The sequence below is a fragment of the Pseudarthrobacter sp. NS4 genome (assembly GCF_024758005.1).
GTDB lineage: Bacteria > Actinomycetota > Actinomycetes > Actinomycetales > Micrococcaceae > Arthrobacter.
On the sequence record NZ_CP103288.1, the window covers coordinates 1,059,474 to 1,074,144 of the forward strand.

Genomic DNA, 14,671 nt, shown 5'->3' on the forward strand with positions numbered 1-14,671 from the left:
CGCACCATCGAAAGGACGAGCCATTGGCTTACATCTCCCAGCACCCCTCGGCAGCGCCCGTACCGGTACGGATCGGACTCATCGGCTCCGGCTGGATGGGTGCATTCCATGCCGAGAGCGTTGCCCGACGCGTCCCCGGTGCGGTCCTGGCCGCCATCGCGGACCCCAACATCGAATCCGCCCGGAACCTTGCACTGGAACTGGGTACCGCCAAGGTGACGGCCAGTGCCGACGACATCTTCGCCGATCCGGAGATTGATGCCGTGATCATCGCAAGCCCGGCACGATTCCACTCACCGCTGATAGCCCAAGCCGCCGCCGCCGGGAAGCACGTTTTCTGCGAGAAACCGGCTGGCCAATCCCTGACGGAACTCGACGCCGCGCTCGCTGCGGTGGACGAGGCCGGCGTCCTGTTCCAGATTGGATTCAACCGCCGGTATGCCGATGACTTCCGGGCAGCGAAGAAAGACCTCGCCGCAGGAGTTGCTGGAAGCCCTCAACTCCTGCGCTCGCTAACCCGTGATCCCGGGACCGGGAGCATCGCCAACGCCGCCAGGGTTCCGGCGTGGACCATCTTCCTGGAAACGCTCATCCATGACTTCGACACCCTCAACTGGTTCAACGAGGGGGCCGAACCCGTGGAGGTGTATGCCGTGGCGGATGCGCTCGTAGAGCCGTCCCTGCGCGACCAGGGTTTCCTGGACACTGCTGTGGTGACCATCCGGTACAGCAATGGTGCCGTGGCGGTGGCCGAAGCAAATTTCAGTGCACTGTACGGGTACGACGTCCGCGGCGAAGTCTTCGGCTCCAAAGGCATGGTGCAGGCCGGCCGGGCCACCGAAACGGCGGCCAGGCGCTATACCGCCGGGGGACTCTCGGCGAACACGCCACGCCTCAACGTGGAGCTGTTCCGCCAGGCCTACACGGACGAACTCGCAGACTTCGCCGCGGCCGTGCGGGCAAAGCGCGACGGCGGGCCCTCGCCGTCGTCTGATGTCACCCTTACGCCCGGCGCCGCCGACGCCCGCCGCGCCCTGGCCATGGCCCTTGCCTGCATCGAATCGGTCAAGCGCGGCACCCCAGTGGCCGTCACCGAGAAGGCAGCCATCTGATGCGGCTCGCGGTCTGCGCGGAGATGCTCTTCCTGGACCTTCCGTTCGTGGAACGGGTGCGGCGGATCCACGAGGCGGGATTTGACGTGGAACTGTGGGATTCCCGGGACAAGGACCTCCAGGCGCTGACGGCGACCGGAGCAGTCTTCTCCTCCATGACCGGCTACACGTCCGGCAGCCTGGTGGATCCGGACACGGCGGATGACGTGGTGCGGACAGCTGAATCACTGATCCCCACCGCCCTCGAGCTCGGCATCAGCCGCATGGTGGTCCACCCCGCGGAGCTAGTGCAGGGCCGGGCCGCCCGCCCTGTTTACCGTTCCTCCGGCCGCATGTGGGCCACAGGCGCTCGTACCCTTCAACGGCTGGGCCGCCTGGGCGAACAGCATGGTGTGACGTTCTGCCTGGAGAACCTGAACACCATCGTCGACCACCCCGGTATTCCACTGGCGCGGGCCAAGGACACGCTCGCCCTGGTGGAGGCCGCCGGGCACCCGAACGCCAGACTGATGCTGGATCTCTATCACGCGCAGCTGGGGGAGGGGAACCTTATCGAACTGGTGAGGTCGGCCCTGCCGTACATCGGTGAAATCCAGGTGGCGGACGTTCCCGGACGCTGCGAGCCAGGCACGGGGGAAATCAATTATGCAGCTGTGGCCCGGGCCCTTGCTGGGGCCGGCTATGAGGGCACGGTGGGCATGGAGGCGTGGGCGAAGGATGACAGCAACGCTGCCCTCGAGGCCTTCCGGACCGCCTTTACCGTCTATGCAGAGGAAAATGCATGAAAAACATAAGACTTGGCCTGGTGGGTGTGGGCCGGATCGGCGTGATGCACGCCAAGAACATCGCCGCCCTCAACGGAGTGCTCAATCCGAAGGGGATCAACGTGATGCTTCGCCTCACGGACGTGGCCGAAGAGCACGCCCGGGGCGTGGCCACGGACCTGGGTGCGGAGTACCTTTCCTCCGTCGATGCACTTCTGGCATCGGGCGTGGATGGCCTGGTGGTGGCCACCGGTACCGCTACCCATCCCGAGCTGATCAAGGCGGGGGTGGACGCCGGCATCCCGGTCTTCTGCGAAAAGCCGGTGGCTATGAACGTTGCGGACGCCCTGCCGGTGCTGGACTACATCCGGGACAAGAACGGCGTGGTCCAGATTGGCCACCAGCGCCGTTTCGATGCCGGCTACCTGGAAGCCAGGAGGGCTTACCAGGCAGGCGAACTGGGGTGGATCCACTCCCTGCGTGCGGTCACCTGCGACATGGCCCCGCCGCCTGTGGAGTTTCTGGCAACCTCCGGTGGGCTCTTCCGCGACTGCTCGGTCCACGACTTTGACATCCTGCGTTGGCTGACTGGCCGTGAAATAGTCGAGGTCTACGCCAAGGGCTCGAACAACGGGGACCCGGCCATCGGTGAAGCAGGGGACGTGGATACTGCGCTGGCGCTGGTGACTTTCGACGACGGGACGGTAGGCACGGTCTCGGCGACGCGTTACAACGGGGCTGGCCACGATGTGCGGCTGGAAATTCAGGGGTCCAGCCGGTCGCTCATGGTGGGCCTGGACGAGAAGACCGCCATGGCATCGGCCGAACCCGGCGTCGGCTTCCCATCGGGTGAGCCGCACCGGACGTTTGCCGGGCGCTTCGACCAGGCCTACCGTTCCGAAATGGCCGCCTTCGTTGAGATTGTCCTGGGGCAGCGGGACAATCCCTGCACGCCTGGGGACGCTGTGGCCGCCTCCCGCGTGGCCGACGCCGCCCAGGAGTCGCTTGCACGCGGGGTTGCGGTAAGGGTGGAGCTGCCTACAGCGGTTGGGGGCTGAGTTCCTCGCGGAACTCAGCCCCGGGGCGCCCCGCCTACCCGCCGAACGGCAGCCGGGGGTCAATTTCCTGGCCATCCCAGCTCTGGCGGACCCACCCGTGGTGCGGGTCATCGCTGATGAGCCACTCGCGCACAGGGCCCGGACCGGCCATGACGTTGAGGTAGTACAGGTCGTAGCCGGGTGCCGCCATTGCGGGACCATGCCAGCCGTAGGGGACCAGGACCACATCGCCCGTGCGGACCTCTGCGGAGACGTCGATGGGGCGCTCGTCGGAGGCATAGACGCGCTGGTAGCCGATGGCGTCGGCGTTGGCGGGCGCCGCGGAACCGGCCGCCACGCGGGTCTCGAAGTAGTAGATCTCCTCGAGGTGCGTCTCGCCGTCCTTCTCCTCGTCGTGCTTGTGCGGGGGATAGGATGACCAGTTTCCGGCCGGGGTGAGGACTTCGCAGACGATGAACCGGTCGGCTTCCAGCGCGGCGGGAGTGCCGAAGTTGTGGACCTGGCGGGAGCAGTTGCCGGCCCCCCGCAGTTCCACCGGCGTCTCGGCCGCCGTTACCAGGCGGGTTGGATAGGAAGCCCGGGCAGGGGCCGTGGCAACCGCCACCCGGCCGCCGTCGGCAGAACTGATGGTGATGCTCCGTTCCGTACCGGAGTAGAGGACGTCGGTGGGGCCTGCGAACACCGAGGCACGGCCGTTCAACCCGTAGCCCGTCCCGTCCACCGTCACCGTGAAGGATCCGTTGAGGGGCACCACGATGCGTTCCTCAGCGGCGGCCGGAAGTACGACGTCGGCCCCTGCGGTGAGGGTGGCGACCTTCAGTCCCGTATGCTCCCACCCGTTCACGGTGAGGGAGGAGTCGGAGGTTCCGATCGAGACGTCCCATTTACCGTCGGCGGCGGTGCCCAGCGGATAGATCCAGTTGGTCATGAAGTGTGCTCCTTGCGGTTAGCGCTGTACGAGTGTCATTTCAAAGCTGTAGGAATCGGCCCGGTAGACGTGATGGCCCGTCTCCACGCGGCGGCCGGTATCGTCCACCGCCGTGCGCTCCATGGTGACCAGGGCGGAACCTTCACTGGTTTCCAGCATGGACGCCTGGTATTCATTGGCGATCATGGCGCCGATCCGCTGGGTTGCCAGCCGGAAGTTGACGCCGCCGCGGCGGAGGATCGAGTAGAGGCCTTCCGCTACGAGCATGGTTTCGTCCATGTCCGCAATGTCATCCCGCACCCAGTTCTCCATCAGTGCCAGCGGCTTGCCGCCCACCTTCCGCAGCCGCGTGAAGTGGTAGACCTTCGATCCCGCCGGCAGCTGGAGCGTGGCCAGGGTGGCCTCGTCTGTCTCCACGTGGGCGAAACTGAGAACATCTGTGGTGGGCTTTTTACCGTTGTTGGTGAGGTCGTCATAAAGGCTGGAAAGCTCCAGCGGGCGCCGCACCTGGCTCGAGACCACCTGGGTACCCACTCCACGCTTGCGCACCAGCAGGCCGGACCGGACCAGCTCATCCATGGCCTTGCGCATAGTGGGACGCGACAGGTTCAGCTGGGCCGCCAGGTCGATCTCATTGTCCAGCCGGCTGCCCGGCTCGAGGACCCCGCTGTAGATCGCGGCTTCGATGCCCTGCACCACCTGGTGGTAGAGGGGCACGGGGGAGGAGCGGTCGATGATGAGACCCAGGTTGTTCGCCACGTTTCGTTCCTGTTCTTGCTTGCGGCTTCAACCCGGCCCGGTAAGGCGGGAACGGCCGCTTTGCCGCTATATGTTCTCTTGATAGGACATAGTTCCGTCTTCGATCGTAGCAGGCGGAAATGGCGGGTCAAGGGGCATCAGTAGCTCCGGGAAGGAGTAGCCCGCCCGCGTCTAACGGGCGCCCCACCACCTTTACCCACGCGGGGTCAGATTCCGCCCGTTCCGGTGCGCCGGACGGGCAGGACCTGACCCCGCGATAATTGCTGTTGACTACGCTGGATGGATGAGCAGCAGAAGGCGGCAGCGATGAATCTTTCAGGAAACCTTGGTCCCAGCCCCCGCAGCCTCGAAGTGGAAGACCTGGAAAGCTTCGACCGTATGCTGGCAGCCGGGGCAGTGCACCTGCAGGGCTGGCATGCACAATCCCTGGACCTGCGAGGACGGTCCGCCGCCCTCGACAACCTGGATGTGGAGGGCGCCATTTTCCTTGGCTGCACCTTTGACGGGGGAATGGAAGACAGCCTCCGCCGCCGGGGAGCACTGATTTTTCCACGGCTCACGGGAGTCCCCTTCAACCCCTACCGCTCCACTCTGTACTCGCCCGCCGAGCTCTATGCAGGGCTTGCGGACTCGCCCTACGAGGAATTGCCGGACGCGCAGATCTACCAATGGAGCATCCAGCCCGGCCAGCGGCACCGGGTGGACGCTACCCTGGCCTCCGCGCTGCACGACCACGCAATCGGTGATGCACTGGACGAACTCACCCATTCCGGCCCTTGGTCCGGGCAGGCCATGGTGGGGGTCATGGGCGGGCACGCCGCCCAGCGGGGCAGCGCGGACTATGCCAAGGCGGCAACGCTGGGCAGGCTGCTGGTGCGGAACGGCTGCTCCGTCGCCACCGGCGGCGGACCCGGCGCCATGGAAGCGGCGAACCTGGGCGCCTACCTGAGCGGGGCGGACGACGGCGGGGTGCAGCTCGCGCTGGACATGCTCGCGTCCGTTCCAGGATTCCGTCCCTCAGTGTCCGCCTGGGCACGCACGGCGGCGGCCGTCGTCGAACGCTTCCCGGGAGGGACCCCGTCACTCGGCATTCCCACCTGGTTCTACGGCCACGAGCCGCCCAACTGCTTTGCCACCCACATCGCCAAATACTTCGCCAACGCCATCCGGGAAGCCATCCTGCTGGAACTGTGCCGGGGAGGCATCGTGTTCCTGCCCGGAGCTGCCGGCACCGTCCAGGAAATCTTCCAGGATGCCTGCGAAAACTACTACGGCGCCCCGGAAAAGGTCACGCCCATGGTCCTGGTGGGCAGGAACCACTGGGAGCACCAGTACCCCGCGTGGCCCATGCTCCGCAGCCTGGCAGCCGGGCGGCCCATGGAGGAGCGGATCTTCCTGGTGGATACCGTGGAGGAAGCCGTGGAGGTCCTGCTGGGCTAGTCAGAGGTCCTTCCGGCACTGGGCTTTGCTTAGCTCGAACAAACCGTTCATGTCGCCCGCGGAAAGCCCTTCGGGTGTGCCGATTTCCGGATACATCAGTTGCCGGGGGTCTTCCACATGGTCAAGGCCCATCACGTGGCTCAGCTCGTGCAGGATCACCGCAGTGGCGTAGAGGTGCCCGTCCGGGTTCTTCAGTTCGTTGGCGATCTGCGGGGCGTCCAGGTCCAGGCCGCCGGTCACAAAAGTCCTGGGCCCGTCGTCGTAACTGAAATGGGTGCTGCCGCCGGTGCCGATCACTTTCCCCTTGAGCTGAGGTGCCACCTCGGGCGTGGTCCAGGCGATGAGCAGCGGTGCCCAGCGCTCGCCGTACGCGTCCGGCTGGTAGGGCGGACGTTGCGGCGACGGCTGTTCGCCGGTGGTGCCGTCATAGACGAACGAGATCCCGGTTGCCGCCGAAATCGTGGCGATGGCCTCCGGAACAAGATACTCCGCGCCGGCCGGTGCGAGGTCCTGGTTGACTACGTAATGGAGGGGCCGGCAGGGCGAATATCCCACCGGGCTGCCGTCACCGTTGACCGCCAGGAAGCGGTAGGAGTCGCTGCCCACGGCAGGCGGGCTGGGGGCACCGAGGGGAGCGTCTTCTTCCTCGAAAGCCGGTGGAGGCGTCTCCATGCTCACCTCCGACGGGGGTTGGGCACCGGCCTCGCCGGACGGTGCGGCATCGCCGGGTCCGGCACTCCGCTGCTGCCCATTGCCCGGGCCTATGCGAAGGTCCAGGAAGTGCTTGACGCGCGGATCGTCCAACACCAGTGCGCCGCCAAAGACTGCCGCCGCGCACAGCGCCCCGGTCAGGAGGAAGCTGTAACGTGGCCCTGCGCCTTCCTTGCGGGCCCTGGAGCCTGCGTGGCGCGGTGGCCGGTTTTCCACTAACCCACCACAGTGCCGAAGACCAGCCCCAGCAGGTAGGTCACGGCGGCGGCGCCCAGCCCGATTGCCAGCTGGCGCAGGCCGCGGGTCAGGGGAGACGTGCCGGACAGCAGGCCCACGATGCCGCCGGTGGCCAGCAGGGCAATACCCACCAGCGCGCCGGCCACCACCAGGGCGGCTACTCCGGTCAGGCCGAAGATGAACGGCAGGATGGGGACAATGGCTCCGGACGCGAAGAAGCAGAAGCTGGACAGCGCCGCACCCCATGCGGTGCCGACAGCTTCATGCTGGTCCTCGTCATCCGGCAGTTCCGGCTGCAGCGAAAGGCTCGGATCACAGTCGCAGGAGAGCAGCCCCATGCGCTCTGCCACCCTGTGCTCCGCCGCTTCATGGGACATGCCCCTGGCGAGATACACGAGGAGCAGTTCGTTGTGCTCTATGTCCAGTTTCGGAGCAGCGGCCAGGGTGATCTGGGTAGGTCGGGTGGCTGCCAGGAGCTCCCGCTGGGACCGGACGGAAATGAATTCACCCGCACCCATGGACAGGGCACCCGCCAACAGGCCGGCGATACCACTCAGCAGCACCACGCTGCTGGCGACGCCCGAGGCGGCCATGCCCATCACCAGGGACAGGTTGCTGACCAGGCCGTCGTTCGCGCCGAACACCGCTGCGCGGAACGTGCCTGCCAGGCGGTTGCGGCCTCGCGTGGCCAGGCCCCGGACCACTTCCTCGTGGATCTGCTCGTCGGCGGCCATTGCGGGGGTTGCGTTGGGGTCCCTGGCATAGGGGGAACGGCCTTCTGCGCGTTGGGCCAGCGCGAGCACGAACACCGACCCGAAGTGCCGGGCCAGGAAACCGAGGAACCGGCTGCGGAACGATGCCGGCCGTGCCTTGCCCGCCTGTTCCCCCAGCAGGGCCAGCCAGTGTGCTTCGTGCCGGCCTTCGGCTTCAGCCAGGGCCAGGAGGATTTCGCGTTCCTCGCCCTGGCGGTTCTGCGCAAGGTCACGGTAGACGGCGGCTTCGGCACGCTCGTCGGCAAGGTACTGGCGCCACCGCTTGATGTCCGCCGCGGACGGTTTGGGACGATGCGGTTCAGCCTGGGACGGGGAGGAATTCCCGGCATTGGCGTTGGAGGCGGCGGAATTGGACTGGGCGTGCTGTGACACGGAGACTCCTGGGCTGGATAGGGCATGTAACGGCCCCATTGCAGTGCCAGCTTACTGCGAAAATACGGGCTTTTTTGGCCGGTAAACCTCGCTCAAAGGTTTCGGTCCGCCTCAATCCGCTAAGTCTGCAGCCCGCGTGCCGGGGCTGCAGATGGGCTATTGACCCGCCTGCTTCGCGGTGTTGTGATGAAAGTGTGGCGCAGCCAGCGCCCTCACTGAAAGAGCACGTCAGGCGAACAAACGGAGGTTGAATCATGAGCACCACCGGACAGCACCCGGACATGCCGCACCTGGACGCCGTAGAAGCGGACCCCGCCTACGACTACGCCGAGGATGCACCGGTAGTTGAGGACGACTGGGACACGGAGGATGAATTCCTGGACGAGGAGGAACCGGTGGTTCAGGTGCCTCCCGTTGTGATCGACGCCGAGGACCGCGTCGTCCCGCTGGATCCGGACGAGGTCCGCGAAACCGACGAAACCGAATAGGACATACGACGGCGGCGCCTTCCTTCGCTGTTATGCGAAGGAGGCGCCGCCGTCGTGCGTGGACCCTGTGGAGGGTGCTGGAAGCTCCCGTCAGGGAGCGGCGACTGCTTCCACCGGCGTTTCCTCAGCGGCCTGGCCGGAGACACGGCGCTGCCAGTTCCGCATCACCTGGGCATCGGTGGGCGGGGTGAGGAGGGAAACCGCGACGTAGACCACGGCCGAGGCGAGAAGGCCGTAGTAGATGGGCTCGTTGGCGTAGATGCCGTCCAGCGGTGCTTTGGCGTTGATCTCCAGGACGACCATGGTGCCCAGTGTGACCACTGACCCCACTGCCATGGAGGCTGCGGCAGCGGGACCGGTGCCGCGCTTCCACACCAGGCCGCCCAGGATTGCGACCAGGAGGCCGCCCACCAGGATGTCGTAGGCGATGGTCAGGGCGGCGACGACGTCCTTGGTGATGACGGCGATGACGATGGCGATGATGCCCAGCGTGAGCACCCAGATGCGGTTCGCCTTGACGTCGTGCTCCGGGTTGTCCGAGTCTCCGGTGTTGACGTCCTTGCCGAACCAGCTGGCCACGAACGGCAGGACGTCGGCGCGGGCAACGGTGGCGGCGGCGATCAGGGCGCCGGAGGCGGTGGACATCATGGCGGCGACGGCGGCAGCCAGGACCAGCCCGCCGATGCCAACAGGCAGCAGGTTCTGGGCCACTTCGGCGTAGACGTCATCCTTCGCGGCGATCTCGATGTTGGCGAGGGCGACGCTGGCGGCCATGCCGATCAGGGCGCCGGCGACACCATAGAGGATGCAGTAGATACCGGCAGTGGCTCCGCCCCAGCGGGCGACTCCGGGCGTCTTGGCCGTGAACACGCGCTGCCAGATGTCCTGGCCGATCAGCAGGCCAAGGGTGTAGACCACAAAATAGGTGATGATCGTCTGGAGGCCGATGCCGTCGATCTGGAAGAAGCTTTCATCCACCCGGCTGCGGATGCCGTCAAAGCCGCCGGCGGCGTTGAGTGTGAAGGGAAGCATCAGGAAGAAGATGCCGACGGTCTTGATGACAAACTGCACCTGGTCCGCCAGGGTGATGGACCACATGCCTCCCACCGTGGAGTACACCAGCACAATGGCGCCGCCGATGGCGATGGCAAGTGCGCGGTCCAGGCCGAACAGCACCACGAAGATGGTGGCGTAGGCGCCGGTGGACGTGGCGCAGAGCATCAGTGTGTAGGCGAGCATAACGATGCCGGAGGCTTCGGTTGCCCTGCTGCCGTAGCGCAGGGTCAGCATCTGGGACACCGTGTAGATTTTCAGCTTCTGGATGGTTCCGGCGAAGAGCAGGCTCAGGAGCAGCACGCCCGAGCCGATGGCCACCACCAGCCACATTCCGGAGATGCCGAACTTGTAGCCAAGCCCCACACCGCCCACCGTGGAGGCACCGCCCAGGACGACGGCTGCCATGGTGCCGGTGTAGAGGAAGGGCCCGAGCCGCCGGCCGGCAACGAGGAAATCACTGTTGTTCTTGGTACGGGACTTGCCCCACCAGCCGAAGGCCAGCATTGCGAGAAGGTACACCGCCACAATGGCGATGTTGATGACACTTACGTCCATGTGGGGCTCCTTGGAGAGCGGTTTGGGCAGCCGGGGATTGCATCCGGGGCGGGGGACGGCCGGACGGGCGCTGCTAAAAATTGGGGTGAGAGGAGACTCTCAACAATTGCCCTATAGGCAACATGTGTTTTCCAAAGGTTAGGCTGTGACGGCAGTAACAGTCAAGGGCGGATCAGCTGGGCCCGGCCGCGCGCCATGGACGCGTCACAGAAGAGGCTGGCCATTAGTATTGCTCCAGAGTGGGGCCGGGCTGCCGGCGATGAAAGGTTCGTAGATGAAGGCACTGCCAGTTGAACCGAGCAACGTTCCGGTTGCCATTGGATCCCGGATCCGGGCCGCGCGGCAGTCCCAGCGGCTCACCATCGAGCAGGTGGCTGATGCGACGGGGCTCACCAAGGGCTTCCTCAGCCGTGTTGAGCGTGACCTGACATCCCCGTCCGTGGCCTCGCTGGTGACGCTGTGCCAGGTCCTCTCCATTTCCATCGGCGACTTGTTTGCCGCGCCCGAAACGCATCTCACCAAGCGCAATGAAGGGCCGCGGATATCCCTTGGTGGCCAGGGGATTGTGGAGCGCCTGCTGACAGCCCGTTCGGAACGGCGCATCCAGATCATCCAGGCCTGCATTGAGCCGCATGGGCGCGGTGAGTCCGAGCTCTACGCTGTTGACTGCGACGTGGATGTCCTGCACGTGATCAAGGGCAGCATCCGGCTGATCCTTACCAATGAGCAGTACGACCTCAATACGGGGGACACCGTAACCTTCCCCGGCCGCGAGCCGCATACCTGGGTCAACCCGACGGACAAGCCTGTCGAGGTGCTCTGGGTGCTGGTCCCCGCGGCAAGCCGTTAGCCGCTTCCTTCCGCCGCCGTTGGGTGCATTCCTGCCCGGTTTCTGGCCATCCCGGTCTGCCTCTTCCGCGGGTTTCCGCCCGAATTCCGGCTTGCGGGCAGCATGTCCACACGCTTCGAGTGGAAAGCAAAGCCATCAATTTCTACGATCAGGAAGCCGGCAAGCAGGAAGTCCACCCGCCCAATGCCCGGCAGGAGCACTTGGGCCTCGAATTCGATGCCGTTGCTGCGGAACAGGTGTTGGGCGTCCACTTCCACTATGGGCTTGTCCCGGCGGGAGTATCCGGCCCGAGGAGCTGCGCGGCCCGGGCAACGCCGCCGCTCCGTTTCAGATGTTCGAAGATGGCCATGGAGCCATTCCAGGGGGTGGGGCGGACGGGGAATGCGCGGCCGGAGGTATGTGTGCAACCCCCGCCGTTTCCGTTGTTCATTCCTCCCCGGTTGCTTCAGCCACCAGCGCAAGACCCGGTCCGGCAGCGCCGCGTTTCCGCGGAAGCCGGTGGCCGGGTTGGAACCGGCAGCAGGGAACTGGGCAGGAACGTTCGGGAACCCCCAGCTTTAAGCTGTGTGGGTAAACACTTGGTGCGCATAGGAAAACCAAGGTGTATGATGGCAGTCACATCAGTTATTCAACTCCTCGAAGGAGAGGCCTCCATTGGAAGAGCTGCGCATCGAAGCCAACGGCAACCTTGGCCCCATCGATTCATCCCGAATTCCCCGTTATGCAGGTGCTGCCACCTACGCCCGCCTCCCGCGGCTGGACCAGGTGGCCAAGGCCGACGTTACGGTGGTTGGCGTTCCCTTCGACTCCGGCGTCTCGTACCGCCCTGGCGCGCGGTTCGGCTCCAACCACATCCGGGAAGCCAGCCGCCTGCTGCGCCCCTACAACCCGGCCTGGGACGTCAGCCCGTTTGAAAGCGTCCAGGTGGCCGACGCCGGCGACATGGCGGTCAACCCTTTCAACATCAATGAGGCCATAGAAACCGTCCAGCAAAACGCCCTCGACCTCACAGCCGGCGGCAGCAAGCTGGTAACCCTCGGCGGCGACCACACCATCGCGCTGCCCCTGCTCCGTGCCGCCGCCGAGCGCGCGGGTGAGCCCATCGCCATGCTCCACTTCGACGCACACCTGGACACCTGGGACACCTACTTCGGTGCCGAATACACCCACGGCACCCCGTTCCGCCGGGCCGTCGAGGAAGGCATCCTGGACACCGAGGCAATCAGCCACATCGGCACCCGTGGTCCGCTCTACGGCAAGAAGGATCTCGACGACGACCACCGCTTCGGGTTCGGCATCGTCACCTCAGCCGATGTCTACTACCAGGGCGTCCTGGAGACCGTAGCCAAGGTCCGCGACCGGATCGGCAACCGCCCGCTGTACATCTCCGTGGACATTGACGTTCTGGATCCCGCACATGCTCCCGGTACCGGTACCCCTGAAGCGGGCGGCATCACCAGCCGCGAACTCCTGGAGATCATCCGCGGCTTCCGCGGGATGAACCTGGTGGGTGCCGACGTAGTTGAGGTTGCCCCGGCCTATGACCACGCGGAGATCACGGGTGTCGCTGCCAGCCACGTTGCTTATGAACTGGTGACCCTGATGGCCGACAATGCTGTCCCGGGCGACCGCTTGGGCGCGGCCACCGGCTATGCGGCGCAAGCCCTCGGCCAGGAGGCACGGCAGCCCGCAGGCTTCGCAGCGGCCGGCAAGAAGTAGTGCCATGATCGATTTCGATCACGGAACAGCAGCCGCCCCCAATGGGAACAACTCAGGGACGGGGGCCCGCAATGGCGGGGACCTCGTCGTCGAGACGCTGGAGGCGCTGGGCGCGAAGACCGTCTTTGGCATCCCGGGCCAGCACGCGCTGGGCCTCTTTGACGCAATGGGCCGGGGCAACCTGCAGTTCGTTTCCTCGAGGGTGGAGAACAATAGCGCCTTCGCGGCGGACGGGTACTCCCGTGCCACCGGCGAAGTGGGGGTCCTCTTCCTCTCGACCGGGCCGGGCGCGTTGACTTCGCTCGCGGGCTTGCAGGAGGCGTATGCCACGGGCGTGCCGATGGTTGTAGTGGCCAGCCAGATCCCGCTGGAGGGCCTGGGCGCCCGCCGCAAGGGCATGCTGCACCAGCTTGATGACCAGAAGGCATCGGCCGCGAATGTCACCAAGAGCCAGCGGCTGATCCAGCATGCCTCGGGTATCCCGTCAGCCATCCAGGATGCCTGGACCGAGGCGATCTCCTCACCCCAGGGTCCGGTGTGGATTGAGATTCCGCAAAACGTGCTGCTGGATCCGATCATGGTTCCACCGGTGGAGGACGCCCTGGCCAAGGCCGCGGACAACCCGCCCCGGGTGGAGCTGGTCCGGGAGGCCGTGAAGTGGCTGGAAGCTGCCGAACGCCCGGCGATCATCGCAGGCGGCGGAACCCGCAGGGGGCGGGCGGAGAAGTCGTTGCTGTCCATTGCGGAGAAGCTGCGTGCGCCGGTGATCTGCACCCCCGGGGGCAACGGAGCGTTCCCCTGGAACCATGAGCTGTCGCTGCAGTCCTGGATCGAGGACCGGCATATGACCGACCTGCTCGAGGACGCCGACGTCCTGGTGGTCATCGGTTCGTCCCTGGGCGAGGTGACATCCAACTACTTCACGTTTGAGCCCCGGGGCAGGATTATCCAGATCGACGCGGAGCCGCGGGTGCTGGAGTCCAACCGCCCCGGCCTGGGAATCCGGGCCGACGCCGGTCAGGCCCTGGCTGCCCTGGACGAGGTCCTTTCCTCGGAGCGGGCCACCAATGCCAGCTGGCACGGCAGCCCGCCGGAGGACCTGGTCAAGGATTCGCTGGCGAAGGTCAGGGCACGGCTTGAGTCCCAGGACCTGGGCAAGGAGCTGAAGTTCATGGCCGACATCCGTGAAGCGGTGCCGGCGGACATGCAGACGTTCTGGGACATGACCATCTCCGCATACTGGGGCTGGTCCTGCTGGGATGCCCGCGAAGGCCAGTTCCACTCGGCGCAGGGTGCCGGCGGGTTGGGCTTCGGCTTCCCGGCAGCCATTGGCGGCGCCGTGGGCCTGGAAACCGTCGGCAAGCCGGGCCGTGTGCTTGCGGTGTCCGGTGACGGGTCCTCGATGTACTCCATCTCAGAGCTGGCGACCGCCAGGCAGCACAACGTGCCGGTCACTTGGCTGATTGTGGATGACGGCGGCTATGGAATCCTGCGCGAATACATGGTGGGCGCCTTCGGCAAAGCCACCGCAACCGAACTCGCCCGCCCCGACTTCGTCAAGCTGGCAGAGGCCTTCGGCGTCCCAGCCACCCGGGTTGCACCCGAAGAGGTGGGGGAGGCGCTTAGGGCGGGCTTCGCCGCCGACGGGCCAAATGTCGTCGTCGTCGAAACCCTCCTGAAAATGTTCGCCCCCACCCACCTGGACGGCTGATACAACAAGCAACAACCGAAAGGACCCCGGCTCCCGTTACGGAGCCGGGTCCTTTTGCATGCCCCGGCCGCCAGGTCGCGAATAGATAGTTTCCTAAAGCAACCAATCTGGGATATAGTTGCTTCAGGCAAACAACTG

At 65.7% G+C, this 14,671-nt stretch carries 14 protein-coding genes; 8 read left to right on the top strand and 6 right to left on the bottom strand.

Annotation, left to right across the window (positions count from 1 at the left end; all coding sequences use genetic code 11):
* Positions 1–23: 23 nt before the first annotated feature.
* The 3 genes from NXY83_RS05015 to NXY83_RS05025 are packed head-to-tail and all read left to right on the top strand — an operon-like array spanning position 24 to position 2,934.
* Positions 24–1,112, top strand: a complete 1,089-nt coding sequence (locus NXY83_RS05015; protein ID WP_258804991.1) for a Gfo/Idh/MocA family oxidoreductase — start codon at positions 24–26, stop codon at positions 1,110–1,112.
* The gene (locus tag NXY83_RS05020) at positions 1,112–1,897 is read left to right on the top strand and encodes a TIM barrel protein (protein ID WP_258804992.1); all 786 of its coding nucleotides are present in this window, start codon (positions 1,112–1,114) and stop codon (positions 1,895–1,897) included. The genes NXY83_RS05015 and NXY83_RS05020 overlap by 1 nt, the downstream gene beginning before the upstream one ends.
* Positions 1,894–2,934, top strand: a complete 1,041-nt coding sequence (locus NXY83_RS05025; RefSeq protein WP_258804993.1) for a Gfo/Idh/MocA family protein — start codon at positions 1,894–1,896, stop codon at positions 2,932–2,934. The genes NXY83_RS05020 and NXY83_RS05025 overlap by 4 nt, the downstream gene beginning before the upstream one ends.
* 34 nt (positions 2,935–2,968) lie before the next feature.
* Here NXY83_RS05025 and iolB read toward each other — a convergent pair whose 3' ends face one another.
* Together iolB and NXY83_RS05035 are read right to left on the bottom strand one after the other, a co-directional pair.
* Positions 2,969–3,862 carry a 5-deoxy-glucuronate isomerase gene (gene iolB / locus NXY83_RS05030; RefSeq protein WP_258804994.1) on the bottom strand — a complete coding sequence of 298 codons (894 nt, stop codon included), beginning with the start codon at positions 3,860–3,862 and terminating at the stop codon, positions 2,969–2,971.
* A gap of 18 nt (positions 3,863–3,880) precedes the next feature.
* On the bottom strand, positions 3,881–4,621 hold the full coding sequence (locus NXY83_RS05035; RefSeq protein ID WP_258804995.1) for a GntR family transcriptional regulator: 741 nt from the start codon (positions 4,619–4,621) through the stop codon (positions 3,881–3,883).
* A gap of 306 nt (positions 4,622–4,927) precedes the next feature.
* Between NXY83_RS05035 and NXY83_RS05040 the strand changes: the two genes are divergently transcribed.
* Positions 4,928–6,061 carry an LOG family protein gene (locus tag NXY83_RS05040; RefSeq protein WP_258806068.1) on the top strand — a complete coding sequence of 378 codons (1,134 nt, stop codon included), beginning with the start codon at positions 4,928–4,930 and terminating at the stop codon, positions 6,059–6,061.
* On the opposite strand, the gene NXY83_RS05045 is transcribed toward NXY83_RS05040, so the two are convergent.
* Both NXY83_RS05045 and NXY83_RS05050 read right to left on the bottom strand, forming a co-directional pair.
* A complete protein-coding gene (locus tag NXY83_RS05045; RefSeq protein WP_258804996.1) occupies positions 6,062–6,988 on the bottom strand; it encodes a matrixin family metalloprotease in 927 nt (308 codons plus the stop codon).
* Positions 6,988–8,154, bottom strand: a complete 1,167-nt coding sequence (locus tag NXY83_RS05050) for a VIT1/CCC1 transporter family protein (RefSeq protein WP_258804997.1) — start codon at positions 8,152–8,154, stop codon at positions 6,988–6,990. Before NXY83_RS05050 ends, NXY83_RS05045 begins: the two co-directional genes overlap by 1 nt.
* Before the next feature lie 254 nt (positions 8,155–8,408).
* On the opposite strand from NXY83_RS05050, the gene NXY83_RS05055 reads away from it, so the two are divergent.
* The gene (locus NXY83_RS05055) at positions 8,409–8,642 is read left to right on the top strand and encodes a hypothetical protein (RefSeq protein WP_258804999.1); all 234 of its coding nucleotides are present in this window, start codon (positions 8,409–8,411) and stop codon (positions 8,640–8,642) included.
* Positions 8,643–8,732: 90 nt separating this feature from the next.
* On the opposite strand, the gene NXY83_RS05060 is transcribed toward NXY83_RS05055, so the two are convergent.
* The gene (locus NXY83_RS05060; RefSeq protein ID WP_258805000.1) at positions 8,733–10,253 is read right to left on the bottom strand and encodes a sodium:solute symporter; all 1,521 of its coding nucleotides are present in this window, start codon (positions 10,251–10,253) and stop codon (positions 8,733–8,735) included.
* 274 nt (positions 10,254–10,527) lie between these two features.
* On the opposite strand from NXY83_RS05060, the gene NXY83_RS05065 reads away from it, so the two are divergent.
* Entirely contained in the window at positions 10,528–11,103 is a 576-nt protein-coding gene (locus tag NXY83_RS05065) for a helix-turn-helix domain-containing protein (protein WP_258805001.1), read from the top strand.
* On the opposite strand, the gene NXY83_RS05070 is transcribed toward NXY83_RS05065, so the two are convergent.
* Positions 11,100–11,360: an endonuclease domain-containing protein gene (locus NXY83_RS05070; RefSeq protein ID WP_258805002.1), complete on the bottom strand. Its 261-nt coding sequence runs from the start codon at positions 11,358–11,360 to the stop codon at positions 11,100–11,102. The genes NXY83_RS05065 and NXY83_RS05070 overlap by 4 nt on opposite strands.
* 397 nt (positions 11,361–11,757) lie before the next feature.
* Between NXY83_RS05070 and speB the strand changes: the two genes are divergently transcribed.
* Both speB and NXY83_RS05080 read left to right on the top strand, forming a co-directional pair.
* Positions 11,758–12,822 (top strand): agmatinase, encoded by a 1,065-nt coding sequence (gene speB / locus NXY83_RS05075; protein ID WP_258805003.1) that lies wholly within the window; start codon positions 11,758–11,760, stop codon positions 12,820–12,822.
* A 4-nt stretch (positions 12,823–12,826) separates the two neighbouring features.
* Entirely contained in the window at positions 12,827–14,533 is a 1,707-nt protein-coding gene (locus tag NXY83_RS05080) for a thiamine pyrophosphate-binding protein (RefSeq protein WP_258805004.1), read from the top strand.
* The last annotated feature ends 138 nt before the right edge of the window (positions 14,534–14,671 follow it).